26 protein-coding genes and 1 pseudogene are annotated in these 25778 nt (G+C 70.5%); 21 read left to right on the top strand and 6 right to left on the bottom strand.

Features of this window, described 5'->3' with window-relative positions; all coding sequences use genetic code 11:
• Window positions 1-174: 174 nt before the first annotated feature.
• Window positions 175-2262, bottom strand: a complete 2088-nt coding sequence (locus H504_RS0127315) for a HelD family protein (protein ID WP_026425382.1) — start codon at window positions 2260-2262, stop codon at window positions 175-177.
• Between the two features lie 138 nt (window positions 2263-2400).
• On the opposite strand from H504_RS0127315, the gene rsmD reads away from it, so the two are divergent.
• Both rsmD and coaD read left to right on the top strand, forming a co-directional pair.
• Window positions 2401-2970, top strand: a complete 570-nt coding sequence (gene rsmD, locus H504_RS0127310) for a 16S rRNA (guanine(966)-N(2))-methyltransferase RsmD (RefSeq protein ID WP_026425381.1) — start codon at window positions 2401-2403, stop codon at window positions 2968-2970.
• A 52-nt stretch (window positions 2971-3022) separates the two neighbouring features.
• The gene (gene coaD, locus H504_RS0127305; RefSeq protein WP_026425380.1) at window positions 3023-3514 is read left to right on the top strand and encodes a pantetheine-phosphate adenylyltransferase; all 492 of its coding nucleotides are present in this window, start codon (window positions 3023-3025) and stop codon (window positions 3512-3514) included.
• A gap of 4 nt (window positions 3515-3518) precedes the next feature.
• Here the strand turns inward: coaD and H504_RS0127300 are convergent, their stop codons facing one another.
• Entirely contained in the window at window positions 3519-3959 is a 441-nt protein-coding gene (locus H504_RS0127300; protein WP_026425379.1) for a GNAT family N-acetyltransferase, read from the bottom strand.
• Between the two features lie 73 nt (window positions 3960-4032).
• On the opposite strand from H504_RS0127300, the gene H504_RS0127295 reads away from it, so the two are divergent.
• The 12 genes and pseudogenes from H504_RS0127295 to H504_RS0127250 all read left to right on the top strand — a co-directional run bounded on the left by H504_RS0127295 (window position 4033) and on the right by H504_RS0127250 (window position 11544).
• A complete protein-coding gene (locus H504_RS0127295) occupies window positions 4033-4458 on the top strand; it encodes a guanyl-specific ribonuclease (protein WP_026425378.1) in 426 nt (141 codons plus the stop codon).
• Window positions 4459-4574: 116 nt separating this feature from the next.
• The gene (locus H504_RS0127290) at window positions 4575-5291 is read left to right on the top strand and encodes a DivIVA domain-containing protein (protein WP_026425377.1); all 717 of its coding nucleotides are present in this window, start codon (window positions 4575-4577) and stop codon (window positions 5289-5291) included.
• A 108-nt stretch (window positions 5292-5399) separates the two neighbouring features.
• The gene (locus H504_RS0127285) at window positions 5400-5978 is read left to right on the top strand and encodes a YceD family protein (protein WP_026425376.1); all 579 of its coding nucleotides are present in this window, start codon (window positions 5400-5402) and stop codon (window positions 5976-5978) included.
• A 46-nt stretch (window positions 5979-6024) separates the two neighbouring features.
• On the top strand, window positions 6025-6207 hold the full coding sequence (rpmF, locus tag H504_RS0127280; RefSeq protein WP_026425375.1) for a 50S ribosomal protein L32: 183 nt from the start codon (window positions 6025-6027) through the stop codon (window positions 6205-6207).
• A gap of 17 nt (window positions 6208-6224) precedes the next feature.
• Complete coding sequence (gene rnc, locus H504_RS0127275) at window positions 6225-6974, top strand: ribonuclease III (RefSeq protein WP_026425374.1); 750 nt, start codon at window positions 6225-6227, stop codon at window positions 6972-6974.
• A 2-nt stretch (window positions 6975-6976) separates the two neighbouring features.
• Window positions 6977-7831, top strand: coding sequence for a bifunctional DNA-formamidopyrimidine glycosylase/DNA-(apurinic or apyrimidinic site) lyase (gene mutM, locus H504_RS0127270; protein WP_026425373.1), 855 nt, complete (start codon window positions 6977-6979; stop codon window positions 7829-7831).
• Window positions 7832-8057: 226 nt separating this feature from the next.
• Window positions 8058-8165 (top strand): annotated as a pseudogene (locus H504_RS43900) (hypothetical protein); the annotation flags it as partial.
• Window positions 8166-8420: 255 nt separating this feature from the next.
• Window positions 8421-8660, top strand: a complete 240-nt coding sequence (locus H504_RS44125) for a hypothetical protein (protein ID WP_026425372.1) — start codon at window positions 8421-8423, stop codon at window positions 8658-8660.
• 10 nt (window positions 8661-8670) lie between these two features.
• Window positions 8671-8952 carry an IS30 family transposase gene (locus H504_RS44120; RefSeq protein WP_425394080.1) on the top strand — a complete coding sequence of 94 codons (282 nt, stop codon included), beginning with the start codon at window positions 8671-8673 and terminating at the stop codon, window positions 8950-8952.
• Window positions 8953-9252: 300 nt separating this feature from the next.
• Window positions 9253-9579 (top strand): PadR family transcriptional regulator, encoded by a 327-nt coding sequence (locus tag H504_RS0127260; protein WP_026425371.1) that lies wholly within the window; start codon window positions 9253-9255, stop codon window positions 9577-9579.
• Window positions 9576-10700 (top strand): HAAS signaling domain-containing protein, encoded by a 1125-nt coding sequence (locus H504_RS0127255; RefSeq protein ID WP_026425370.1) that lies wholly within the window; start codon window positions 9576-9578, stop codon window positions 10698-10700. Before H504_RS0127260 ends, H504_RS0127255 begins: the two co-directional genes overlap by 4 nt.
• Window positions 10701-10863: 163 nt before the next feature.
• On the top strand, window positions 10864-11544 hold the full coding sequence (locus H504_RS0127250; RefSeq protein ID WP_026425369.1) for a response regulator: 681 nt from the start codon (window positions 10864-10866) through the stop codon (window positions 11542-11544).
• Here H504_RS0127250 and H504_RS0127245 read toward each other — a convergent pair whose 3' ends face one another.
• Both H504_RS0127245 and H504_RS0127240 read right to left on the bottom strand, forming a co-directional pair.
• A complete protein-coding gene (locus H504_RS0127245) occupies window positions 11545-12279 on the bottom strand; it encodes a CAP domain-containing protein (protein ID WP_026425368.1) in 735 nt (244 codons plus the stop codon).
• 75 nt (window positions 12280-12354) lie between these two features.
• Complete coding sequence (locus H504_RS0127240; RefSeq protein WP_026425367.1) at window positions 12355-12903, bottom strand: hypothetical protein; 549 nt, start codon at window positions 12901-12903, stop codon at window positions 12355-12357.
• A 216-nt stretch (window positions 12904-13119) separates the two neighbouring features.
• Between H504_RS0127240 and H504_RS0127235 the strand changes: the two genes are divergently transcribed.
• The 5 genes from H504_RS0127235 to smc all read left to right on the top strand — a co-directional run bounded on the left by H504_RS0127235 (window position 13120) and on the right by smc (window position 20710).
• The gene (locus H504_RS0127235; protein WP_026425366.1) at window positions 13120-14625 is read left to right on the top strand and encodes an alkaline phosphatase family protein; all 1506 of its coding nucleotides are present in this window, start codon (window positions 13120-13122) and stop codon (window positions 14623-14625) included.
• 529 nt (window positions 14626-15154) lie between these two features.
• Window positions 15155-15484, top strand: coding sequence for an acylphosphatase (locus H504_RS0127230; RefSeq protein ID WP_051386312.1), 330 nt, complete (start codon window positions 15155-15157; stop codon window positions 15482-15484).
• Between the two features lie 75 nt (window positions 15485-15559).
• Window positions 15560-16075 carry a sigma-70 family RNA polymerase sigma factor gene (locus tag H504_RS0127225; protein WP_026425364.1) on the top strand — a complete coding sequence of 172 codons (516 nt, stop codon included), beginning with the start codon at window positions 15560-15562 and terminating at the stop codon, window positions 16073-16075.
• Window positions 16072-16800, top strand: coding sequence for an anti-sigma factor family protein (locus H504_RS0127220; RefSeq protein ID WP_026425363.1), 729 nt, complete (start codon window positions 16072-16074; stop codon window positions 16798-16800). Before H504_RS0127225 ends, H504_RS0127220 begins: the two co-directional genes overlap by 4 nt.
• Before the next feature lie 121 nt (window positions 16801-16921).
• Window positions 16922-20710, top strand: a complete 3789-nt coding sequence (smc, locus tag H504_RS37265; protein ID WP_245614473.1) for a chromosome segregation protein SMC — start codon at window positions 16922-16924, stop codon at window positions 20708-20710.
• Between the two features lie 107 nt (window positions 20711-20817).
• Here smc and H504_RS0127210 read toward each other — a convergent pair whose 3' ends face one another.
• Window positions 20818-21324 carry a hypothetical protein gene (locus H504_RS0127210; protein WP_026425362.1) on the bottom strand — a complete coding sequence of 169 codons (507 nt, stop codon included), beginning with the start codon at window positions 21322-21324 and terminating at the stop codon, window positions 20818-20820.
• A 378-nt stretch (window positions 21325-21702) separates the two neighbouring features.
• On the opposite strand from H504_RS0127210, the gene H504_RS0127205 reads away from it, so the two are divergent.
• Both H504_RS0127205 and H504_RS0127200 read left to right on the top strand, forming a co-directional pair.
• Window positions 21703-22620, top strand: coding sequence for a GNAT family N-acetyltransferase (locus H504_RS0127205; protein ID WP_157440654.1), 918 nt, complete (start codon window positions 21703-21705; stop codon window positions 22618-22620).
• 79 nt (window positions 22621-22699) lie between these two features.
• Entirely contained in the window at window positions 22700-24127 is a 1428-nt protein-coding gene (locus H504_RS0127200) for an FAD-binding protein (RefSeq protein ID WP_035306321.1), read from the top strand.
• Here H504_RS0127200 and H504_RS0127195 read toward each other — a convergent pair.
• Window positions 24124-25635, bottom strand: coding sequence for a sodium:solute symporter (locus H504_RS0127195; protein WP_026425359.1), 1512 nt, complete (start codon window positions 25633-25635; stop codon window positions 24124-24126). The two genes, H504_RS0127200 and H504_RS0127195, sit on opposite strands and share 4 nt — an antisense overlap.
• Between the last annotated feature and the right edge of the window lie 143 nt (window positions 25636-25778).

Below are 25778 nucleotides of genomic sequence, written 5' to 3'. Positions count from 1 at the left end.
GGGAGGCGGTGGCCTAAGCTCACTGGCGGGTAAGGCCACGTCTTTCCAGTGGCCCCGCCTTTTAGCCTTACCCAGGCCACCGCCAGGGGCCCCAAACAAAACAACTTCACCCCAACGGGCACCCACGCATTTATCTGGCGCAATCCAGCGGCGTCGCCGCCAGGCGACAAGCAGTCACGGCCACTCCCCATTCGACGTCACAACCGTCAACCGCTGCGTAGCCCGAGTCAACGCCACATACAACGTCCGCGGCCCAGTAGTCGATTCCCGAATCAACTCATCCGGCTCAACCAACACCACCGCGTCATACTCAAGCCCCTTCGACTCAAGCCCATCCACCACCCGCACCCGCACGTCCAACCCCTCAACCGCCCCCCGCAACCCACCCACCCGGCTGGTCGCGCTGATGATCCCCACAGTCCCATCCACCACCCCCAGCAATGCGACAGCCTCCCCCACAGCCACCGCGTTCACATCCGCACAGACCCGGATCACCGGTTCCATCCCCGTGCTCCGCACCGCGATCGGCAATTGTTCCGCCGTCGCCACGTCCCGAACCACCCGCCCCGCCAACGCGAAGATCTCCGCCGAGTTCCGGTAGTTCGTCCGCAACCCAAATCGCCGTCGCTGCGTCCGAGGCCCGCCGAACGCGGCATCCATCGCCTGCCGCGCCTCAGCCGGGTCCGGCCACGAGCTCTGCACCGGGTCGCCCACCACGGTCCAGCTCGCGTACTTCCCGCGCCGCCCCACCATCCGCCACTGCATCGGCGACAGGTCCTGCGCCTCGTCCACCACGACATGTGAGTACTCGTCGTAGTCGGCCCGTCGCCCCGTCCCCGTGTGCACGGGCGCGAACGGATCGTGTTCGGGCCGACGCCGGCGCTTCGGCGGCCGCCCCAGCAGTACCCGCAGCTCGTCCAGCAACGCGATGTCCGCGACCGACCACCCCGCCGACGGATCGGCCAACGAGTCCGCCACCATGTCCACTTCGGACCGCGACAGCACCCGCCCGGCCGCCCGCGCCAGCCGCCTGCGGTCGGACAGGCCGCGCAGGACCTCCGCCGGGGTCACCAGTTGCCACCACATGACGACGAACCGGTGGAAGTCGATCCGCTCGCCCAACTCGTGCACCAGGTCCGCCCGCTTGACCGGGAAGTCCTCATAGGAGTCCGCCTTGCGCCACAGCGCCTCAAGCAGCGCCTCGGCGGCGTCCACCCGGGACTGGTTCGGCGGTCGGCGACCGTTGTGCACGGTCGAGCGCACCGCCGCCAGGTCGCGGGCGTCGAGCTTGATGACCTCACCCCGGTAGACGATCCGCAGCTCGGTCGGGGCGTCCGCCGGTGCTTCCCGGATGGCCCGCTTGAGCACCCGCCGCATCCGCAGCGACCCCTTGACCGCGGCCACCGGCGCCGGGTCGACCCGCGCCGCGGCGGACCCGTCCAGCAGGTCCGAGAGCGACCGCAACTCCACATTGTCCTCACCCATCGAGGGCAGCACCCGGGAGATGTACGAGGTGAACGCGGGGGAGGGGCCGACGACCAGCACCCCGGAGCCGCCCATCCGGCGCCGGTCGCGGTAGAGCAGGTACGCGACCCGGTGCAGCGCGACGGCGGTCTTGCCGGTGCCGGGGCCGCCGGTGATCTCGGTGACGCCCTGCCACGGCGCCCGGATCGCCTCGTCCTGCTCCTTCTGGATGGTGGCGACGATGTCGCGCATGTTCTCGCCGCGGGCCCGGGTCAGGCTGGCCATCAGCGCGCCCTCGCCGACCACCGGCATGGTCTCCAGCCTGCTCTCCGGCATCAGCAGGTCGTCGTCGATGTCGACCACGGCGTGCCCGGTGGAGCGGATCACCCTGCGCCGGATCACCTGCATCGGCATCTCGGCGGTGGCCTGGTAGAACGGCGCGGCGGCGGGCGCGCGCCAGTCGGTCACCAGGTTCTCGAAGTCCCCGTCGCGCACCCCGAGCCTGCCGACGTACATCGTCTCGCCGTCGGTGCTGTCCAGCCTGCCGAACACCAGGCCCTCGTGCTCGGCGTCGAGGGTGCGCAGGATCTGCGTGGCGTGCCGGACCATCACGTCCCGCTCGAACAGCATCGCGGCCTGCTCGAACACGGCCTCGTTGCGCGCGCCGTGGGCGAGTTCGTCGCCCCTCGTGCGCATGGCCACCGCCTCGTCGCGCATCTCGGCGACACGGGCGTAGACGATGTCGACGTGCTTCTGCTCGACCGCGATCTCGGCCTCTCTCACAGAGGTTTCCGACACGCAGCGCTCCCGGGGTGTTCTTCGGACGGAAGAGAGAGATTACGCGGTCGGGCGGCCACGCGAATCGGTCGCCGGGAGGATGTGCTCCGCCTCACCCCGGTGGCCGGGGCGGTCCCACCGGTCGGGCACGATGACCGGGTGACCAGGATCGTGGCCGGGGTGGCCGGGGGGCGCAGGCTCGCCGTCCCGCCCAGGGGAACCCGCCCCACCGCCGACCGGGTCCGCGAGGCGTTGTTCAGCGCCCTGAACGCGGCGGTCGACCTGGACGGCGCCCGCGTGCTCGACCTGTACGCCGGGTCCGGCGCGCTCGGTTTCGAGGCGCTCTCGCGCGGCGCGGCCGTGGTGACCCTCGTCGAGTCCGACCGGGCCGCGGTGGCCGTGTTGCGCCGCAACGCCGACGCGGTGGGGCTGCCGGGGGTCGACATCCGGGCGTCCCGGGTCGACCGCGTCCTCGCCACGCCCCCGTCGGCGCGCTACGACGTGGTGTTCGCCGACCCGCCGTACGCCCTCGACGACGACGAGTTGGCCGCCGTGCTGACCGCGCTCACCGGTGGCTGGTTGGCGCCGGACGCCACTGTCGTGGTGGAGCGGTCCACTCGGTCGGGTGAGCCGCGGTGGCCGTCGGCAATGGAGCCCGCGAAGGCCCGCCGGTACGGCGAGACGACGCTGCACTGGGCTGTACACCGCACCGCGCACCGCGCCGGGTGACCGCCGCGACAGCCGCCGATCAGCGCCGGGTCCGACTGCTACGGTCCGGATCATGACGCGCGCGGTCTGCCCCGGCTCCTACGACCCGCCCACCAACGGCCACCTCGACATCGTCGAGCGGGCGGCCGCCCTGTTCGACGAGGTGGTGGTCGCGGTCATGATCAACAAGACCAAGCGCGGTCTGTTCACCGTCGACGAGCGGCTGGCGCTGCTCGCCGAGACCGTCGGGCACCTGCCCAACGTCCGGGTCGACTCCTGGCACGGCCTGCTGGTCGACTACTGCGCCCGGCACGACGTGCAGGCCATCGTCAAGGGCCTGCGCGCGGTCAGTGACTTCGACTACGAACTGCAGATGGCCCAGATGAACCAGGGCCTCACCGGCGTGGAGACCATGTTCATGCCGACCAAGCCGCTCAACAGCTTCCTGTCCAGCTCCCTGGTCAAGGAGGTCGCCACCTACGGCGGGGACGTCGCCCACCTGCTCCCGCCGAACGTGCACAAGCGACTCCTGGCCCGCCTCGAGGAGAACCGCGCCGCGGGATAGGCCGCTACAACGGCAACTTCATCCCGACGTGGCTCGCGACGAACCCGAGGCGTTCGTAGAAGCGGTGAGCGTCCTTGCGGGACGAGTCCGTCGTCAGTTGCACCAGGATCGCGCCCCGCTCCCGCGCGGTGTCCACGGCCCACTCGACCAACCGCTGCCCCAGACCGCCGCCCCGGTGCGCCGCGTGCACCCGCACCCCCTCGATGGTGGCGCGGGTGGCGCCCACCCGGGACATACCGGGCGTGAAGGTCAACTGCAGCGTCCCGACGACCTCGCCCGCCGACTCGGCCACCACCAGCACCTGCCGCGGGTCCGCGTCGATCTCGGCGAAGGCGGCGGCGTAGCGGGGGTCGCCGGGGCTCTCCCGCGCCGCGCCGAGCGGGTCGTCGGCGAGCATGGCCACGATGGCGGGCAGATCGGCGGTGTGGGCGGGACGGATCAACACTGGCACAGCCTGCCACAACGAGGGTTCACGCCACGGACAGGCGATGATCACCTGATCGAGCTACTTTCCGTGAATGAGCAACTACACCGGCCGCAGTGCCAAGGTCCTGCTCGCCCTCGTCCTCGCCACCCTCGGCTTCCTCGGCGTCCAGACCGCCGCGGCCGCCGCCCCTGCCACCACCGGTGTCGCAGCCGCCCAGCCCGCCTGCGGCAACACCTCCTCGTACACGCGGGTAGCGCTGTCCAGCCTGCCCTCCCAGGCGACCGACACCTACCGGCTCATCCGATCCGGTGGCCCCTTCCCGTACCCGCAGGACGGCGTCGTCTTCCAGAACCGGGAACGGCTCCTGCCCAACTGCGCCACCGGCTACTACCACGAGTACACCGTCAAGACGCCCGGCTCGTCCGACCGCGGCGCCCGCCGCATCATCACCGGCAACGGCGGTGAGTACTTCTACACCGGTGACCACTACGCGTCCTTCCGGTTGATCACCTTCTAGCCGCGCGCGGGACGTGGCCGATCCGGGACACGCCAGGCGGCCACGTCCCCCGAGCGGTGCCGACAACCGGGCAGAATCGGCACCGAAAGTCTCGGTGGGCCGGTGGAGGTGGAGTTGTGTACAAGGTCTTCGAGGCCATCGACGAACTGGTCACCGTCGTCGAGGAGGCCCGCGGCCTGCCGATGACCTCCGGCTGCGTCGTCCCCCGCGGCGACGTGCTCGAACTGCTCGACGAGATCCGCGACGCGCTGCCCACCGAGGTCGACGACGCCCAGGACGTCCTCGACCGCAAGGACGAGATCGTCGGCACCGCCGAGCACCAGGCCGAGCAGACCCTGAGCAAGGCCGCCATGGAGGCGGAGAACACCGTCGCCGAGGCCCGCGCCCAGGCCGCCGCCCTCATCGCCGACGCCACCGCGCACGCCGACCGCCTGGTCGCCGACGCCCGCGACGAGGCCGACCGCGCCGTCGCCTCCGGTCGCGCCGAGTTCGAGAGCCTCGTCACCCGCTCCCAGAACGAGGCCGACCGCATGATCCACGCGGGCCGCGAGTCCTACGAGCGCGCCGTCGAGGAAGGCCGCTTCGAACAGGGCAGGCTGGTGTCGCAGACCGAGGTCGTCCAGGCCGCGCACGCCGAGGCCGCCCGCGTGCTCGACGCCACCGCCGAGGAGGCCGCCCGCCAGCGCTCCGAGTGCGACGCCTACGTGGACGGCAAGCTCGCGGAGTTCGAGGACCTGCTCACCCACACGCTGCGCACGGTGGGGAAGGGCCGGTCCCACCTGCGGGGCCCGATGAGCATGTCGGCGGCCGTGCCGTACGACTACGAGGGCTGATCGGCTCGGTTTTCACCATCCCACGCTCATCGCGTACCCTGTTCTGGCTGTGCGCGTGCGCAGCCGTGCCGTGTGTTTCCCGACCCGAAGGTGCTGACCCGAGCAGCCATGTCCGCCAACCGCAAGGGCGTCGTCCGCCCGGTGAGCACCAGTCCGTGGGTCATCGACACCCGTGAGCTGGGCAGGCGTCCCGGCGCCAGCCGGAGCGTGCACCGGACGGCTGCGGCGAGCTACGTGCTCGGCCTGGAGGACGTCATCGGGGTGCCGGTGGGCGCCGAGGTCGAGTTGGACGTGTTGCTGGAGTCGGTGGTCGAGGGCGTGCTGGTGTCCGGCACCGCGTCCGGTCCGCTGGCGGGGGAGTGCTCCCGCTGCCTGGACCCGATCACCGACGAGGTGAGCGTGCGGGTCACCGAGCTGTTCGCCTACCCGGCCAGCGCGACCGACGAGACCACCGACGAGGACGAGGTCAGCAGGCTGGTCGACGACCTGCTCGACCTGGAGCCGGTGGTGCGCGACGCGGTGGTGCTCGCCGTGCCGCACGTGCCGTTGTGCTCGCAAGACTGCCCTGGGCTGTGCCCGGGGTGCGGTGGGAAGTGGGCCGATCTCGGGCCCGATCACCGGCATGAGACCATTGACCCTCGGTGGGCCGCGTTGCAAGAGCGGTTCCAACAGGACCCCGGGCGATAGCCCGGTACAGTCCTGCTCACACAGCTTTGTCAGAGGAGATGCAGTCGTGGCCGTCCCCAAGCGGAAGATGTCGCGTTCGAACACCCGCTCGCGCCGCGCGCAGTGGAAAGCCACTGCCGTGGTGCTGGAGCCCTGCTCGAACAAGGCCTGCCGTGCGCCGAAGCCGCAGCACATCGCCTGCCCGACCTGTGGCCAGTACAACGGTCGCCAGGTCATCCAGCCCGCTTAAGCCCCGGCGAAGCACGCATGGGGGGTAAAGCGTCCCGGGGTCCCACGGCGGATCCGGAAACGCTGCTCGAAGCGCTCGGCGTCCGGCTGGACGCCGAGTTGCTCGTGCTCGCCCTGACGCACCGCTCGTACGCCTACGAGAACGGGGGGCTCCCGCCGAACGAGCGCCTCGAGTTCCTGGGTGACGTGGTGCTGGGGCTCGTGGTCACCGACCACCTCTACCGCAGCCACCCGGAGCGGGCCGAGGGGCAGTTGGCCAAGTTGCGCGCGAGCGTGGTCAACATGCACGCGCTCGCCGAGGTCGCCCGCGGCCTCGGTCCCGGTGGTCTCGGCGCGCACCTGCTGCTGGGCAAGGGCGAGGAACTCACCGGCGGCCGGGACAAGGCCAGCATCCTCGCCGACGGCATGGAGGCCGTGATCGGCGCGGTCTACCTGCAGCACGGCATCGACACCGCCCGCGAGGTGGTGCACCGGCACTTCGACCCGCTGCTGGCGAAGGCGCCGCGGTTGGGTGCCGGGCTGGACTGGAAGACCAGCCTGCAGGAGCTCACCGCGTCGCACGGCCTCGGCGTGCCCGAGTACCGCGTGCAGGAGGAGGGCCCGGACCACCGCAAGGAGTTCACCGCGATCGTCGTGGTGAACGGCCAGGGCTACGGCAACGGCGACGGCCGCACCAAGAAGGAAGCCGAGCAGAAGGCCGCCGAGGCGGCCTGGCGGGAGCTCTCCGAGAAGATCAAGGCGGACACCGACGGCGCGGACGGTGCCTGAGCTTGCCTGAACTACCCGAGGTGGAGGTCGTCCGCCGCGGCCTGCAGGCCCACGTCGCCGGTCGCACCATCGCGGCCGTCGATGTCTTCCACCCGCGCGCCATCCGCCGCCACCCGGCGGGCCCGCTCGACTTCGCCGCCCGGCTGGCAGGCGTCCGCCTGGACGCCGCCCGCCGCCGCGGCAAGTACCTGTGGCTCGACCTCTCCTCGGGTGACGCGGTGCTGGCCCACCTCGGCATGAGCGGCCAGATGCTCGTCCAGCCGCCCGGCGCCCCCGACGAGAAGCACCTCCGCGCCCGCTTCGCGTTCGCCGACAACGGCCCCGAACTCCGCTTCGTCGACCAACGCACCTTCGGCGGCCTCTCCATCGAGGACGTCGTCGACGTCGCGGGCGACCGCCTGCCCGCCCCCGTCGCGCACATCGCCCGCGACCCGATGGACCCCGCCTTCGACCTGGCCGCCGCCTCCCGCGCCCTGCGCTCCCGCCGCACCGAGGTCAAACGGGCGTTGCTGGACCAAACCCTGGTCTCCGGCATCGGCAACATCTACGCCGACGAAGCCCTCTGGCTGACCCGCCTGCACTGGTCCCGCCGCACGGACACCCTGTCGCCCCGCAAGGCAACCGACCTCATCACCGCCGCCACCAGCGTCATGAACGCCGCCTTAGGCGTCGGCGGCACCTCTTTCGACGCCCTTTATGTGAACGTCAACGGCCAATCCGGCTATTTCGACCGCTCCCTCAACGCCTACGGCCAAGAGGGCCTCCCCTGCAACCGCTGCGGCCGCCCCCTCATCCGCGAGCCTTTCATGAACCGTTCTTCCTTCTCCTGCCCCCACTGCCAACCCCGCCCCGCTTAGCTTTTCCCGACCCTGCGCCTCCCACGAGTTATCCACATCCTGCGCAGTCATCCACAGCTAACCAATCGGCCCGCCCCGCCTTTCCGACCTGCGCTTCGTCAAGTTATCCACATCCCGCCCAACCATTCACAGTTCACCACCACCGTCTTCCACACCACCCCATTCCTGCCGTAGCCTGGGACACAGTGGCCCCTTGGTCTCAGGTGGTCGTTGCACCAGGTGTGGGATGATGTTGTCAAGCCTGGTGATCGGAGATTTGTTCGTGGCATGTCGTAGGTTGCTGACTCCGGAGGAGCGGGAGACGATTTCCAGGGAGTTGGCGGTCGGCCGGTCCTTTCGGCACATCGGTCGTCTGTTGGGTCGGGATCACACGGTGGTGTCGCGTGAGGTCGATGTGAATGGGGGCAGGTCGGGGTATCGGGCGGCGCGGGCGGGAAAGCGCGCGCGAGTGGCTCGTGCTCGTCCGAAGTCACGGAAATTGGATGTCGAGGGGCCGCTGCGGGCGTTGCTGTATCAGGCCCTGCGGTCCGGTCGTGCTCGCCGGGTGTCTCCGGGTCGCGCCTGCCCTCGTCCGGGGACCATCCAGGGCATGGTCTCGATCAGCGAGCGCCCGAAGGAGGCCGAGGACCGGGCGGTGCCCGGGTTCTGGGCAGGGGACCTCATTCTCGGCAAGGCGTGCCGGTCGCAGATTCTGACGTTGGTGGAGCGCAGCACCCGGTTCGTGATGCTGCAGCGGGTTCCCCACGGCCGGTCCGCGGATCGGATCGCTTGTTTGTTGGCGGAGAAGATGATGACTCTGCCGAAGTTTCTACGCGGGTCGGTCACCTAGGACCAGGGCAGTGAGATGGCCGCCCACGCCCGGTTCACCATCGCCACCGGGATCCCGGGTGTATTTCTGTGACCCGCATTCACCTTGGCAGCGGGGGACAAATGAGAACACGAACGGACTGCTGCGTCAGTACTCTCCCAAAGGCACCGACCTTGTCGTGCACTCCCAGGCCCACCTCGATTACGTCGCCGACGAGCTCAATGGTCGACCGAGACAGACCCTCGGCCGGCGCAAACCTGTTGAGAAGATGAACGAGCTACTGCTCAAACACGGTGGTGCGACGATCGGCTGAGACCAAGCGCCCCCGGGTGGGAGGGGGCCTGCCCAGGGGGTAGTGCTGGCTCGGCGGAAAGTCAAGGGCCGAGTCGGGTGATTGTTCGGGGGCGGGCGCATTCATTCTTGGGTGGTGGCGGCGTCGGTGTGATTGCGTCCCGTGTTGGCTGAGCGGGGCTCGGTTGGCTGGGTGGGGCTCGGGAGTGGCTGGACCGCGCGGGTCGGACTCCGCCCCAGGGGAACATCAGTGCGGGGTGCGCCTTGCGCGGTAGTGCGCTATGCGTAATAGTGTCCACAGCGCGATAGCAGGAGGGGGCGCATGGACACCAGCCAGTTGCTCAAGGGAGTGCTGGACCTCGCCGTACTGGCCGTTCTCCGGGATGAGGACGGCTACGGCTACGACGTACTGCGGCGGTTGCGGGGCGGCGGGATGGAGGAGGTCGGTGACGCCTCCGTCTACGGGACGTTGCGGCGGCTCTACCGGGCCGGGTTGCTCACCTCGTACGTCGTGCCCAGCGACGAGGGGCCGCACCGGAAGTACTACGGGGTGAACGACGCAGGCCGGGTGCGGCTGGTCGAGTCGGAGCGGGCCTGGCGGGCGTTCGCCGAGGCCATGGAGGGCATCTTGAAGGAGGCGGCGGCATGAGCGTGCACACCGGGTCGCCCGAGGTGGTCGACTACCTGGCCCGGATCAGGGCGGCGTTGGCGGATCTGCCCGCCGAGGAGTTGGCCGAGGTCATGGAGGACGTCGAGCCGCACGTGGCCGAGGTTTTCGCGGAGGCGGGCGGCATCGAGCGCCTGGGGTCGCCGGAGGCGTACGCGGCGGAGTTGCGGGCGGCAGGTGGTTACCCGCCGCCGACCGCGCCGCCGCCGGAGCGGCACGGGTGGGCCAGGTTCACCTTCTGGGTGATGGTCGGGCTGGCCCTGCTGGCGTTGTTCGCCGGGTTGGCCGCGGCCGCCCAGGGCAGCGGCAGCCGGTACGCCGTGTGGGTGTTCCTGCTGATCTTCGTGGCCCCGGGGATGCTCTGGTTGTTCACCGGCAAGGTCACCGTCGCCGATGTCCGGCGGTTGCCCGAGTACCGGTCGCTGAGCCGCCGCTTCCACGCGACGGTGGCCAAGTTGCCCGAGCCGGTGGTGGGGTATCTGCGGTCGCTGCGGCCCGCCTGGGGGCTGATCCGGATCGGGCTGGCGGTGTTGATGCTGCTCGTCGGTCGGGTCGAGGCGGCGGTGGTCGTGCTCGGCGCGTCCGCGGTGGTGACGTGGGCGGGTCCTCGGGCGCGCACCGACGACCGGGTCTTGCCGATCGCCGTGGTGACCAACGTGTTCCTGGCCAGTGTGCTGGTCTCGTTGGTGTTCGCGGCGTTCACGTGGTCGACCGGTAGGCACGACTACGGCCCCGTTCAGTACAACGACGGCCTCACCTACGACGGCGTCCCCCTGCGCAACCTGTACGCGGTGGACGCCAACGGCACGCCCCTGCCCGAGTTCTACCTGTACACAACGGGTGGTGAGCCGATCAACGTGCCGCACCCCATGTGTGACGAGAACCTGTCGCCGGATTACCACCCCAGCAACAAGTTCCCGCTACCGATGCTCGACAGCCGTACCGGAGATTGCGTGCCCGTCACCGGCCTCCCGTTCGTACCGCTACCGCAACAGGGCAGCAGTGCGCCTCCCAGCACTACGTCGCTCGCGCCGAGTTCGTCCACATCGGCCCCGACGACCGCGCCCCCAACGACAGCACCCCCCACAACACCTACCCGCTAAGAACGCGTAAGAGCCGCAGGTAGCGGTGTCAAGGACGCGCAAGATGCCGACCGGTCCGGTCGCGGGAGATGCACCCTCTCCTGCGACCGGACCACGCGTGTGTGGCCCGGTGGTGCGAGGATGCACCGAGGTTGTACAGGTTGTGCAGAGTTCTGGAGCCGCCGTGACCACAGTTCTCGTTGTCGACGACGAGCCGCAGATCGTCCGTGCCCTGCGCATCAACCTCACCGCTCGCGGCTACGACGTCCGCACCGCCCACGACGGCGCGGCGGCGTTGCGCGCGGCGGCCGAGAGCAAACCCGATGTCGTAGTGCTCGACCTGGGCCTACCGGACATCGATGGCGCCGACGTCATAGCGGGCCTGAGGGGTTGGACGTCGGTGCCGATCATCGTGCTGTCCGCACGCGGTGACTCCACTGACAAGGTTCGCGCGTTGGACGCGGGCGCAGACGACTACGTCACCAAACCCTTTGGCATGGACGAACTCCTGGCCCGCCTACGAGCCGCTGTACGTCGTGGCACCACGGTCCCGGCGACTGAAGAGGCCGTTGTCGAGACGGCGTCGTTCATAGTCGACCTGGCCGCGAAGAAAGTCAGCAAAGACGGCGTCGAGGTGCACCTGACTCCCACGGAGTGGGGCATCCTCGAGGTTCTTACCCGCAACCGTGGCAGGTTGGTGGCGCAAAAGCAGTTGCTGCAAGAGGTGTGGGGACCCGCTTACGCGAACGAGACCCACTACCTCCGGGTCTACCTCGCCCAACTGCGCCGCAAGCTCGAACCGGAACCGTCCCGGCCACGCCATCTCATCACCGAGGCCGGTATGGGCTACCGGTTCGAACTCTGATCACCAGCCGAACATCTGCGTCCAGTAGTAGCCGGACTGCACGAAGCCGAGGCCCATGGTCTTGAGGCCGCAGTTGAGGATGTTCGCCCGGTGCCCGGCTGAGTTCATCCACGAGTTCATCACCTCGGCCGCGCTGCGCTGGCCCATGGCGATGTTCTCCGCGCCCGGGTTGGGGTACCCGGCGGCCTTCGCCCGGTCGACGAAGGTGCGGCCGTCGAGGCTGGTGTGCGAGAAGTAGTGCTGCGCCGACATGTCCGCGCTGTGCGCCTGCGCGGCCTGGTTGAGCCGCGAGTCGAGCACCAGCGCGGAGCAGCCCGCCTTGGCGCGCTCGGTGTTGGTCAGCGCCAAGACCTGACCGGGCATCGACGTGTCCGTGGGCGCCTTGGACGTCGTCGTGGTCGGCTTGGTCGTGGTTGTCGTCGCGGTGGTTGTTGTGGTGACCGGAGGCGCTGACGACGTGGTCGTGGTCGTCGTCGGGGACGTGCCGGTCACCGACGTGGTGGTCGTGGGAACCTGCGACCCGGACGCGGGCCGGTCGGTCGTGGTCCCGTCGACCAGCACCACCCCCTGGTCGAGGGACGTCCGATCGGCGGACATGGCCGCCGTGGCGTCACGCACCTCGGGGGCGGTGAGGACCGTGGTCACCCCGGCCGTCCCCGCGCCGACCGCGAGGGCCACCAGGCCGGCGGCGACAACGCCGGAGCGGCGACCGCGCGGGTGCCGTCGTTGTGTCACGGTTCGGCAACGTACCACTAACGGGTGAGATCGCCACCCTCGGTCACCAGTTGACCGGGGCGCTCGGCCTGCCGATCAGGTGGTTGGCTGAGTCGTTGACGTGGGCGGGTTACTTGTCGTCGTCGGCGAGGACGTCGTCGGATCCGGGCGCGTGGTCGCGGTCGTGTGCGATGTCGGCGGGACCGGCGTACCCGGGTTGGTCGTCTGCTGCGGCACCGTCGTCGTGGTCGGGCGCCCCGGCTTCTTCGACGTCGTGGTCGTCGTCGGCTCGCCCGGCTGCGTCGTCGTGGTGGTCGTGGCGGACGACTCGGTGGTGGTCGTCGTCGCCGACGTGTCCGACGCGGTGGTCGCGTCGGTGGACGTCGGGTCGTCGGTGGTGGTCGCGCTGGTGTTCTCGGTCGTGTTCACCGTGACCTCGGTGCCGGGTGACTGCGCGTCCTTGCCCTCGCTGGTGGCGAACGCGGCCACGGCGGCGAACACGGTGGAGACCACCAGGCCCGCGACCCCCAGCACGGCGTACGGGGCCTTGCGCAGTCCGGGGCGATCGGCGCCTGCCGCACCGCGGTCGGCGTCGTCGGACTCGGTGACGAGTTTGACGATGGGATCGTCGGGTGACTCGGACATGCGGGTCCTACCTCCCTGACCCGGATGCAGCCGGGCCACGGCGCGGCAATGTATCACCGGGTTTCGCCCACCCGGGTCGCGGGACGGCGGCGCGGTGTGGGCCGTCCACTGTTCACCCGACGTTCCGTCGTCGAACGACCGCCGTCCGTTGTCGCCGACTTGTCTGTACAGGAAGGTTGCCGCGTACTCGCCGAACCTGCTCCCTGGGAGGAAACCTTGCGGCGAACGCAACTGTCGGCCCTGCTCACCGGTCTCGCCGTCGCGACCGGCGCCCTGGTCGCGCCCGCCATCAGCACCGGCCCCGCCGAAGCGGCGGCCAAGACGCCGAAGGTGCTGGTCATCGGCATCGACGGCCTGTTGTTCGACAAGATCGCCCCGGCCAACGCGCCGACCCTGGACACCCTGATCGCGACCGGCCAGTCGAGCAAGACCGTGCTCTACGCGCCCCCGTTCGCGCCCACCCTGTCCGGTCCGGGCTGGGCGACCCTGGCCACCGGAACTTGGCCAGACAAGCACAAGGTGCTGAGCAACTCGTGGGGCACGTCGACCAACCTGTCGACCTACCCCGACTTCCTCACCCGGGTCGAGCAGGCCAAGCCCGCCCTGTCGACCTTCGCCGCCGCCACCTGGGACCCGCTGGTGGACAACTCGGCCGGGCAGGCGATCTTCTCCAGCGCGGTCGACGCGCGGGTGAACGGCGCCAACGACACCGACACGACCAACCAGACCGTGGCCCGGCTGCGCGACGTCGGCCCGGACGCGAGCTTCGTGGTCCTCGACGACGTGGACGCCGCCGGTCACAGTTGCGGTGCCGCGGGCGCCTGCTACCTGACCGCGATCGCCGCGACGGACACCAGGGTCAAGCAGTTCGTGGACACGATCCACGCCCGGCCGACCTACGCCGACGAGGACTGGACGATCATCGTCTCGGCCGACCACGGCCACACCGACGCGGGCGGCCACGGCGGCAACACCCCGCCCGAGCGCGCGTCGTTCATCATCCGCACCGGCCCCGGCGTCGCCCCGGGCACGCCCGCGATCGCGCCGAAGAACGTCGACGTCGCGCCGACCGTGCTGTCCCTGCTCGGTGTCCCCGTCCCGGCCGCGCTCGACGGCCGGGTGCTGGGCACCGCAGGCACCGACCCGTTCGACTCCCTCATCGGTTCGCTGCAGACCCGGGTGGACGAGACCGGCATCCCCACCTCGGTGCGCGGCTGGACCAAGACCACCCCGTCCGGCTGGACGATCGACAACACCGGCATGGGCACCGGCGGCATGACCGAGTGGCGCGGCTGGTCGTTCACCACCGACGACTTCTGGACCCGCACCGAGACCGGTCAGGGCCGCGAGGGCAACGTGCGCGCCCGCGGCGTGTTCGCCGTCGCCGACTCCGACGAGTGGTCGGACAAGTCGACTTCCGGAACGTTCAACAGTTCACTGACCTCGCCCACCGTGTCCGTGGCAGGCAAGAGCACCCTCAAGATCGGGTTCAGCTCGCACTACCGCAAGGAGGGCAACGAGACCGCCACCGTCTCAGTGTCCTTCGACGGCGGCGCCACCCGCACGGTGTCCACCTACACCGGCGACGTCACCGCCAAGATCGAGTCCCTGTCCGCCGCCGTCCCCGCGGGCGCGCAGTCAGTCAAGGTCACCTGGCGCCTCGCCAACGGCGCCAACAACTGGTACTGGGCAGTCGACGCCCCCACCTTCGCCACCTCCTAACACCGACGACACCCACCCAAATCACCCAACTCAGCGCTTGACTCGCTGCCGCCACGCCACAGAACCCCGGGCGCCCCTAGGGTTCCGCCACGGTCGGCTACCCGCATGAGGGCGGGCACGGTCTCTGATTGGTCATATGAGAGTGCCGTGCCCGCCGCGATGCCGGAGAGTGCCGGTGGTGGCTGTCGCCGAGTCCGTTCGCCTCCGCGACATCACTGACCACGAAGACCCCTCCCACGCCCGCGCCGCCACCACGCCCTGCACCGCGACCGCCCGCACAACCACGCCATCAGCGCCCCCGCCCGACCGGAACCATCACCACCCAAGCCCGCCACACCTACTCGAAATCCCACCCCAGCACCCAACCCCGGGCGGCCCCCACCCTTCCCGGGGGGCGTCCCCGAGGCCAGTCTACCGCGTCCCGACTGCGAGAAACCGGGACTGAGCCCGCCTGTGGACAACTCGCGGCATGTGGATGGCCGGGGCGCCGGTCCAGCGGCGCGCTAGTACGGCTGGATCACACATCCCGATGACCGACACGGGCTCATGTCACCATGGGCCCGTGTCGGACTTCACCGCCGCCGAGGGTCCCGCCCGGTTGACCGCGTTCGTCCGCGGCCATGTCCAGGGTGTGGGTTTTCGCTGGTGGACCCGGTCGCAGGCGTTGCGGCTGCGGCTGACCGGTTGGGCTCGCAACACCGACGACGGCCGCGTCGAGGTCGTCGCCGAGGGGCCGCGACCGGGTTGTGAGGAACTGCTCGCCGCGCTGCGTTCGGGGGACGCGCCAGGCAGCGTCGCCGCGGTCGTCGAGCGGTGGGGCGACGCGAAGGGCAACCTCAACGGCTTCGTTGAGCGGTAAACCCGTCAGGTTCAACGTGACCTGGTCCACAGTGCACGTTGAACCGCAGTGGCCGTGGAGGCGTAAACGGAGGACGTGGGGAGCCCGGGGCAGGACGACGAGTTCGTCCGTGAGCTCTACAGCCGATACCGGCGGCCGCTGCTCGGCTACGTGCTGCGCGCGGTCGGCGGTGACCACCAGCGCGCCGAGGATGTCGTGCAGGAGACACTGTTGCGGGCGTGGCGTCACGCCGGGTCACTGGAGGCCGACAAGGCCGGTCCCTGGCTGTACACGGTGGCCAAGAACCTGGTGATCTCCGGTTACCGCCGCCAGCGCGCCAGGGTGGCCGAGGTGCCGATCGAGAACGCCGACTGGCCGCGCTCCGGTGACGAGTTCGAGCAGGTCCTGCAGGGTTGGCAGGTGGCGGAGGCGATGCGGGCGCTGTCCCGCGACCACCGCGCGGTGATCGCGGAGCTGTTCTACCGCCGTCGCACCGTCGCCGAGGCGGCCAAGGTGTTGGGGGTGCCGCCGGGCACGGTCAAGTCCCGGTCGTTCTACGCGCTGCGCGCCCTGCGTGACGCCCTTGAGGAGCGCGGGGTGACGGAGCTGTGACCTGTTCGCACACCTTGTCCCTGGGGGCGTACCTGCTGGGGGCGCTGGACCCGCTGGAGCGCTCCACCTTCGAGGCGCACGCCGCGTCCTGCCCGGACTGCAGGCACGAGCTGGTCCGGCTCTCGCCGCTGCCCGGCCTGCTGCACCGGATCTCCCCGGCGGACTTCGAGGACACCCCCGAGGTGCCCGCCGACCTGCGGGCGTTCGACGGCGACGGCCACGCCTGGACCGAGGACCCGCTCGACGTCGAGCCGGAGCCCGCGGCGAGACCGGCGGCGGTGGCCGTGGTCACCGATGCCGAGCGTCCGCGCAAGGCACGCCGGTGGACGTTGATGGCGGCCGCCGCGGCGATCGTGGTGGCGTTGTCGGTCGGTGGGGTGCTGGTCTACCAGTCGCTGCACGCGTCCGGCGGGAACCAGCCGCTGGTGGTGAGCTGGTCGGCGACCGACCCGGCGAGCGGGGTGCGCGCCGATGTCGACCTGACCGACCGGACCTGGGGGACCGAGGTCCGGCTGCGCCTGCACGACGTGCCGCCGGGCAAGCCGTGCAAGCTGGTGGTGCGCGGTCGCGACGGGTACCGCGAGGTCGCCGGGTGGTGGGCCAGCAGCTACACCCAGGGCGACCCGATCCCCGGCAGCACCTCGATCGACCTGACCCGGATCTCCCGCGTCGAGGTTGTGACCGACGACGACGTGGTGCTCGTCGACGTCCCCGCGCCGTCCTGACCTGCGCAGACCCGTCCGCACGCGGACGTTATGGGCCCCGCCTCCCGGATCGCGGCCGTCGGCACAGGTAGTCTCAGCCGGATTACGGCGGCTCGCACCGCAACCGGAAGGGTCTCGCCCCGTGCACCTCAAGAGCCTGACGCTGAAGGGCTTCAAGTCCTTCGCCTCGGCCACGACGCTCAAGTTCGAGCCCGGGATCACCTGTGTGGTCGGCCCGAACGGCTCGGGCAAGTCGAACGTGCTCGACGCGCTGCGCTGGGTGATGGGCGAGGGCAGCGCCAAGGGCCTGCGCGGCGGCAAGATGGAGGACGTCATCTTCGCCGGGACCTCCGGGCGCGCCCCGCTCGGCCGGGCCGAGGTCACGCTCACCATCGACAACACCGACGGCGCGCTGCCGATCGAGTACTCCGAGGTGTCGATCACCCGCCGGATGTTCCGGGACGGCGCCAGCGAGTACGAGATCAACGGCCAGTCCTGCCGGTTGATGGACGTGCAGGAACTGCTGTCCGACTCCGGCATCGGCCGGGAGATGCACGTCATCGTCGGGCAGGGGCAGCTCGCCGCGATCCTGGAGTCCAAGCCCGAGGAGCGGCGGTCGTTCATCGAGGAGGCCGCTGGCGTCCTCAAGCACCGCAAGCGCAAAGAGAAGGCCATCCGCAAGCTCGACGCGATGCAGGCCAACCTCACCCGGCTCAACGACCTGACCGCCGAGCTGCGCCGCCAGCTCAAGCCGCTGGGCAAGCAGGCCGAGATCGCCCGCAAGGCGCAGACCGTGCAGTCGGAGCTGCGTGACGCCCGGCTGCGGCTGCACGCCGACGACCTGGTCACCCAGCGTTCGGACATCGCGCGCGAGGAGGCCGACGAGGCGACCGCGCGGCGCAAGCGGGCCGAGGTCGAACAGGGGCTGGAGGTGTTCCAGGCCCGGCAGACCGAGCTGGAGGACAACCTCGCCGTCGACCAGCCGAAGCTGGCCGCCGCCCAGGAGACCTGGTACCGGCTCTCGGCGTTGGAGGAACGGCTGCGCGGCACCGTGCGGCTCGCCGTCGAACGCGCCCGGCACCTGTCCGCCGCCGTGGAGGCCCCGCGCGGCGGGCGTGCCCCGGAGGAACTGGAAGAAGAGGCCGAGCACACCGCCATGCGTGAGGCGGAGCTGTTCGAGGCTGTCGCCGAGGCCCGCTACGCGCTGGCCGAGTCCACCGAGCGGCGCGCTGAGCTGGAGCGGATGGTGCAGGCCGCTGAGAAGGCGCACCTCGCCGCGGTCCGCGCGATCGCCGACCGGCGGGAGGGCTTGGCCCGGCTGGGCGGTCAGGTCGAGGCGTTGCGCAGCAAGACCGGCGCCACCGACGAGGAGATCGAGCGGCTGACGTTCACCCTCGGCGAGGCCAGGGAGCGCGTGGAGATCGCCGCCGAGGAACTGGCCGTGGCCCAAGAGGAAACCGGCGTCGAGGATACCGACGACGCTACCCTGGGCGACCGGCACGGCCAGGTCACCGCGTCGCTGGACGCCGCCCGCGCCCGGGTCGAGGAACTGGTCCGCGCGGAACGGCAGGCGGAGAAGGACATCGCGTCTTGGCGCGCCCGGGTGGACGCGCTGTCGCTCGGCTTGTCCCGCAAGGACGGGGCGGGCGCGCTGCTCGCCGCGTCCGGCCGGTTGCCCGGACTGCTCGGGTCGGTCGCCGCGCTGCTCACCGTCGAACCCGGCGCTGAGGCCGCGTTGGCCGCCGCGCTCGGACCGGTCGCCGACGCGGTCGCCGTGGCGGACCCGACCGGTGCCCTGGAAGCGCTGCGGATGCTGCGCGCGGGCGACGCGGGCCGTGCCGGGATGCTGGTCGGCGGACCGGCCGAACCGCTGGACCGCGCGGGCTGGCCGACCCTGCCACCGGGCGCGCGCTGGGCCGTCGACCTGGTGCGGGCGCCGGACGCGCTGCTGCCCGCCGTGCACCGGGCGCTGGACCGGATGGCGGTCGTCGACGGCCTGCCCGAGGCGAACGCCCTGATCGGCACCTATCCCGACCTGCGAGCGGTGACCCGCGACGGCGACGTGCTCGGCGCGCACTGGGCGGTCGGCGGTTCGGAGAAGGCGCGCAGCGTCATCGAGGTCCAGGCCGCCGTCGACGAGGCCAACGCCAAGCTCTCCGCCGCCGAGCGAGCGGCCGAGCAGGCGTCCGCCGCGCTGGAGGGCGCCCGCGCCGAGCAGCAGGCCCGCCGCGCCGACGTCGACGCGGTCAAGGAGGCGGTGAACGAGGGCAAGGTCCGCGCCGCCCGGTCCGCCGAGCGGCTCAACCGGCTGCGCGCCGCCGTCCGCACCGCCGAGGCCGAGGCCGAGCGGACCGAGACCCAGCGCACCAAGGTCGAGCGGGCCCGCGAGGAGGCGTTGACCCGGCTCGCCGAGCTGGAGGAACGGCTCGCCGTCGTCGAGCAGGAGCAGTCCGTCGACGACGAACCCGACTCCAGCGAACGCGACGAGTACACCGCGTCGCTGGCCACCGCCCGCCAAGAGGAGATGGAGGGGCGGCTGACGCTGCGCACCTCCGAGGAACGCCACCGCGCTCTGCAGGGCAAGGCCGACGGGCTGCGCCGCGCCGCCCGCGCCGAACGCGAGGCCCGCGAGCGCGCGTCCCGGGCGATGGCTTCCCGCAAGCGCGGCGCGACGATCGCCCAGGCCGTTGTCGACGGCGGTGAGCTGGCGCTGACCCGGATCGCCCGGTCACTGGCCCGCGCCGCCGAGGAGCGCGACACGATCCAGGCCCAGCGCGCCGAACGCGAACGGGTATTGACCGAGGTCCGCGGCAAGGTCCGCGAGCTGAGCACCGAGTTGGAGAAGCTGACCGACGCCGTGCACCGCGACGAGGTGCTGCGCGCCGAGCAGCGGCTGCGGCTCGAACAGTTGGAGGTCCGCATCGCGGAGACCTTCGGCATCGGCCTGGCGGACCTGGTCGCCGAGTACGGCCCCGAGGTCCCGGTGCCGCCCAGCCCGGGTGAGCTGGCCGAGTACGAGGCGGCGAAGGAGCGCGGCGAGGACGTCAGCATGCCGCCGTCGTCGCCGTACGACCGCGACACCCAGGCCAGGCGGGCCAAGCGCGCGGAGCGGGACCTGAGCCTGCTCGGCAAGGTCAACCCGCTGGCGCTGGAGGAGTTCGCCGCGCTGGAGGAGCGCTACAAGTTCCTCTCCACGCAGCTCGAAGACCTCAAGGCGACCCGGCGCGACCTGCTCACGGTGATCAAGGAGGTCGACGACAAGATCCTGGAGGTCTTCGCGTCGGCCTACCACGACGTGGCCCGCGAGTTCGTCACCGTGTTCAACGTGCTGTTCCCCGGCGGCGAGGGCCGGATGGTGCTGACCGAGCCGGACGACATGCTCGCCACCGGCGTCGACGTGGAGGCCCGCCCGCCCGGCAAGAAGGTCAAGCGGCTCTCGCTGCTCTCCGGCGGGGAGAAGTCGCTGGTGGCGGTGGCCATGCTGGTCGCGATCTTCCGCGCCCGGCCGTCGCCGTTCTACGTGATGGACGAGGTCGAGGCCGCGCTGGACGACACGAACATGCGGCGGCTGATCGGTCTGCTGGAGCAGTTGCGGGCCAGTTCGCAGCTCATCATCATCACCCACCAGAAGCCGACCATGGAGATCGCCGACGCGCTCTACGGCGTCAGCATGCGCGGCGACGGCATCACCCAGGTGATCTCGCAGCGGCTGCAGCGCCCGGCCCGACCGCTGCCCGAGGCGCGCAGGCCCGCCGCCGCGGAAACCGTTGCCGCCGAACCCGTTGCCGCCGAACCCGTCGTGGTTGAGCCCGTCGCGGTCGAGCCCGTTGTGGTTGAACCTGTTGCCGTCGAGCCCGTCGCCGTTGAGCCTGCCTCGGTCGAGCAGGTCGTTGGTGAACCCGTCACCGTAGAACAGCCGAGCGCCGACTAGACGCTCCTAACGCGACAGACAGTGCGGTCGCGACCACCCGCCCGAGGACAAGGGAAAGCCCCGGCCGCTGGGGGGTTGCGGCCGGGGCTTGGTCTCTTGCGCCCGGGTCAGGCGGCCGGGTAGGCCGGAGGAGCGGGCGGGGCCTGCGGCGGGACGGTCTTGCGCTGGTTCAGGAACACCAGCACCGCGCCGACGGTCGACCCGATCGCGGCCAGCAGGCCGAGGTACAGGCCGAAGCCCGCGCCCTCGGAGATGCCCACGTCGGCGCCCAGCGAGCCGAGGCCGCTGGAGCTGGACAGGGTCAGCCAGCGGATGATCACGAACAGCACCGAGACGACGGCCAGGATCAGCCAGATCAGCGACAGGTTCTTCACCGCGGTGCCCACGTGCGGCAGGACCAGCAGCACGCCCGCGGCCAGCAGCATCAGCACGGCGCCCCAGCCGAGGATGCCGACGCCCCAGGCGCTCAGCGAGCCGCCGATGCCGCTGAGGCCGAAGCCGCCGGTGTAGGACACGGTGTACCAGGGGAAGAAGCTGGCGATGAACGCGAGCGCGCCCGCGCCGATGCCGGCCCATTCGATCGGGGTGACGCGCTTGGGGTCGAAGTTAGCCATCGGCTGGGGCCTCTCTGGGGATATCTCGGGGGTACGCGGGTGCCCGCGTGCGAGCGGGACGCGGTGAGGATCGCACAAAGTATGGTCTGAACCGACCGTTTCGCAAATAACGGGACCGTCTCGGGTAGACGAATGTGGAGATCGTTGCCCGTGCTGGTGGCCGTTGGGCCCTTGTCCGGATGGGACGACTACTGCCTGGGGTTATCCGGTCGCGGTGCGCGATCACCGTCCACTTGGTGCGCTCGGCCGGGTTTCTCGATTCAGCGGGCCGACGGGGTGCGCGCCGGGTGCGTCCGGTCGGGTGTACTGCTCGGGGGCCGGTTGCCCTTGCGGTAATCCGGTCGCGCGGGGGTGCTCGCGCCGGTCACGATTTCGGACATGTATTCGATTCGTGCCGCGTGCGAGGCGGACCTGACCGCCGTCGTCGAGTTGTTGGTCCGGCTGCAGGCCGATCCCGGGCACCACATCGGCTACCACGGGACCACGGCCGAGGAGATCACCGAGGAGTTGACCCAGGTCGTCCGGGACTGGCCCGCGGGCGCCGTGGTCGGCTGCGACGAGCACGGCGCCGTGCGCGCCGTGCTGAGCGCGGAGGTGCGCCCGGAACTGGGCCGGGCCTGGCTGTACGGGCCGTTCGTCGACGTGCCGACCGGGCACCCGGCGGCCCGCCAGGTGTGGCAGAACACCGCCGACGAGCTGCTGGACCTGGTCACGACCCTGCCCAGGCTGGCGGGTGTCACCGATCTGGAGCTCTACGGGCACCGGCGCAACCGCGGGTTGGGTGATTTCGCCGCCCGGCACGGGTTCGCGGCGGGCTCGGCCAGTCGGGTGTTCACGCTCACCGGGTCCGCGTTGCGGTCGGTGTTGGTGGGGGCGGTGCCGGACCCGGTTGGGCCGCGACGGCTCGACAACGACCCGGAGACCCGGGCGCAGGTCGTCGAGCTGCACGAGCGGTGCTTCCCCAACCGCACGGTGACCGGGAACCAGTTGGTGCGGGGCGCGCGTGGCCACACGGTCGTCGTGCTGACGGGAGCGGACGGCGTCATCGGCTACGCGGCGGGCTTCGTGCAGGAGAAGGAGTTGTACGTCGACTATGTGGCCGTCGATCCCAACATGCGGTCGGCGGGCGCGGGCCGGTCGTTGGTCCGGGCACTGTTGCGTGCGCTCGCCGCGGCGAAGGGGGTGCGCGGCCAGGCGGCGGCGGTGATCGCGCTCGGCAACGACGCCTCGGAGCGGATGTTCACCGCGCTCGGGTTCGGGCTCCACTTGGAACTGGTCGCTTACCGGCGGCGGTGATCGGCCGTTAGGGTGACCCCGGTCGTGATCATCTTCGACCGGTCCCCGATCACCGCTGCCGAGTTGGCGAGGAGTCCCCGTGCCCAACCGCCGTCAGGTTCTTGCTTCGTTAGGTGCCGCGAGCGCGATCGTCGCGTTCGACGCGCTAAGCCCGGGGTGGGTGACCCAGGCCCAGGCGGACACCGGCGCGGGCGGCATCCCCGTGCCCCGGCTGGACGGCCGGTTGGTCACCGATGACGCGGCGCTCGGCGAGGCCGCCGACGACTACGGGCAGATCGCGCACCGCCGTCCGCGCGCGGTGCTGCGGCCGGGTTCGGTGGACGACATCACGGCGGTGGTCCGGTTCGCCGCCGCGCACCGGATTCCGGTGGCGGTGCGCGGGCAGGGGCACTCCACCTTCGGCCAGGCGCAGGCCCCGGCCGGTGTCGTGATCGACTCGCGCACCCTGGCGAAGATCGGCCCGGTGTCGCGCGGGTCCGTTGTGGTCGACGCGGGCGCGACCTGGCTGGACGTGGTGCGGGCGACGCTGGCGGCCGGGTACACCCCGCCGGTCGCGACCGACTACCTCGGGCTGTCCGTGGGCGGAACCCTGTCGGTCGGCGGGATCGGCGGGGCCAGTTCCCGGTACGGCCTGCAGGTGGACGCGGTGCGGGAGGTGGAGGTCGTCACCGGCGACGGCAGGCTCGTCCGCTGTTCGCCGACCGTGGAACGGGAACTGTTCGACGCCGTGCTCGGCGGGCTCGGCCAGTACGGCGTGATCGTGCGCGTCACGCTGGCCCTTGTCCCGGCGGCCGCCACGGCCCGCATCTACCACTACGGCTATCCGGACCTGCGTTCCATGACGGCCGCGCAACGGATCGCGCTCGCCGACGGCCGTTTCGACTACCTGGAAGGTCAGGCCGTGTGGTCCGGCACCGGGTGGACCTACCTGCTCGAAGGCGGTGTCTACGGCGGTAATCCCGACGACAACGCGATCCTGCGCGGCTTACCGGCCCCGGTGACGACGGAAATCACGTCGATGCCGTACTTGGACTGGCTCAACCGGATCTATGCGGTTATCGAGCAATTGCGGCCACTACGGTTCCCGAACCCGTGGCTCAACCTGTTCCTGCCTGACAAGGCCACCGACTCTTACGTCGAGGAGTTGCTGTCCAAGCTGACCCCCGCCGACACCGGTAACGGCCCGATCCTGCTGTACCCGTTCTCCCGCAAGCGTCTTACCCGGCCCATGGTGTCGGTGCCCGACAGCCCTGTCGTGTTCATCTTGTCCATCCTGCGCGTGGTAGCCCCATCGGATGACGCGATGGTCCAGAAGTTGTTGACGGACAACCGGAACGCCTACGAACGCGCGCTGTCCGTAGGCGGCGCCCAGTACCCGATTGGCTCTATCCCGAGCCGTTCAGGTGACTGGGCACGCCACTACGGGGCCTCTTATCCCCGTCTGCGTCGCTTGAAAGCCAAGTACGACCCCAGCGGCATCCTCGCCCCCGCCCAGGGAGTCTTCTAGACCTGCACGGGGTTGCGGTGGCGCAGGGCGAGCAGACCGCCTACGAGTAGCGTCACCGCGACCCCGAGCGGGGTGTACCAGGGGAACGCGAGCGCGACAGTGCTACCGGACGCCTTGGCGAAGTTGACGCCGAGGAACGAGCCAGTGGCCTTGTCGAACTTCAACCCCAGGATCACGAACGCCATAACCGCGACCGTTACGACGAACGCCACGATCGCGTCCACCTGTCTGGCCCGTTTCACGGCCAGCCCCAAGACGAACGCGCCGAGCAGCGCGCCGTAGGTGTAGCCGGTGATGGCCAGGGCGGTTTCGACGATGGGGTTCGTGGTTGTGGTGAACATCGACGCGAACACGATGAGCGCGCCCGCCCACACCACCGTCCACATGCGACCAAGACGCAGCGTCTCCGCGTCCGACAGGTCTCGGCGGGCGACCTTCTGGTAGACGTCGGTCACGGTCGACGACGCCAGCGCCCCCAGCGACGAGCTGAGCGCGGCCGCCAGGATGCCCGCGATCACGAACCCGGACAGCCCACTGGGCAGGTCGGTCACGATGAACGACGCGAACAGCTCGTCGGACGTGGTCAGCCCGAGCCCCTTCACCGGGTCCAGGCCGCGGTAGAACGACCACAGCATCGTCCCGATCAGCAGGAACATCGCGAACTGGAGGATCACCACCACGCCGCTGGCGATCATCGCCTTCTGGCTGGCCCGCACGTCGTTGCAGGCCATCAGCCGCTGCACCACCAGTTGGTCGGCGCCGTGCGAAGCCATCGACAGGACCGCGCCGCCGATGATCGCCGCGACCGCCGAGTACTGGTTCGACAGCGGCGCCGCGGCGAAGTCGAACAGTTGCGTCTTGCCCGCGTGCACCGCCGCGTCCAGCCACCCGTCGGGCAGCTTCCCGGCGAGCACCGCGATCACCGCGATCCCGCCCGCGACGTACCAGAGCATCTGCACCGCGTCGACCCACACGACCGCGCGGACCCCACCGAAGAACGTGTACGCCACCATCGCGACACCGAGCACGGCCACGATCTGCCAGTACTGAGCGTTCAAACCGTAGGCGGACAGCACAACCTTCACCGGTATGGCCGTCGCGAACAGCCGCACGCCGTCGGCAAGAAGACGAGTCAGCAGGAACGTGACCGACGCCGTTGCCTGCAGCCCGGGTCCGAACCGCTGACCGAGGAAGTTGTACGCGGTCGTCATGTTCCCGGCGACGTATCGCGGCAAGAGCACGAACGCGACCACCGTGCGGCCGATGATGTACCCGATCGCGAGCTGCAAATAGGTGAAAGAACCCAGGTAGGCCACCGTCGGCACGCTCAACACCGTCAGCGTGGACGTCTCGGCGGACACCACCGACAGGCACGCCACCCACCACGAGATCTTGCCGTCACCGACGAAGTAGTCCTTCGCGGACCGCTGCCGCCCGCCGATCAGCACCCCCAGCAGCGGCATGCCGATCAGGAACACCACGATGATCGCCAGGTCGAGGACGTGCACGCGGACTCCCGCCGGGTCGGGGTGGGACGGCCCGGAAGCCCTGCAGGCGGCCACCCGGTGGACGCCCATTGGACCACGGCCGACCGCCCGGACCCGAGCAGCACAGGGGGTGCTCCCGCCCGGTGCGCGGCGGGCCGGGGTGT

This window comes from Actinokineospora inagensis DSM 44258, from assembly GCF_000482865.1.
GTDB lineage: Bacteria > Actinomycetota > Actinomycetes > Mycobacteriales > Pseudonocardiaceae > Actinokineospora > Actinokineospora inagensis.
Note: the sequence above shows the minus strand (reverse complement) of the source record. Positions and strands in the feature narration are given on the sequence as shown.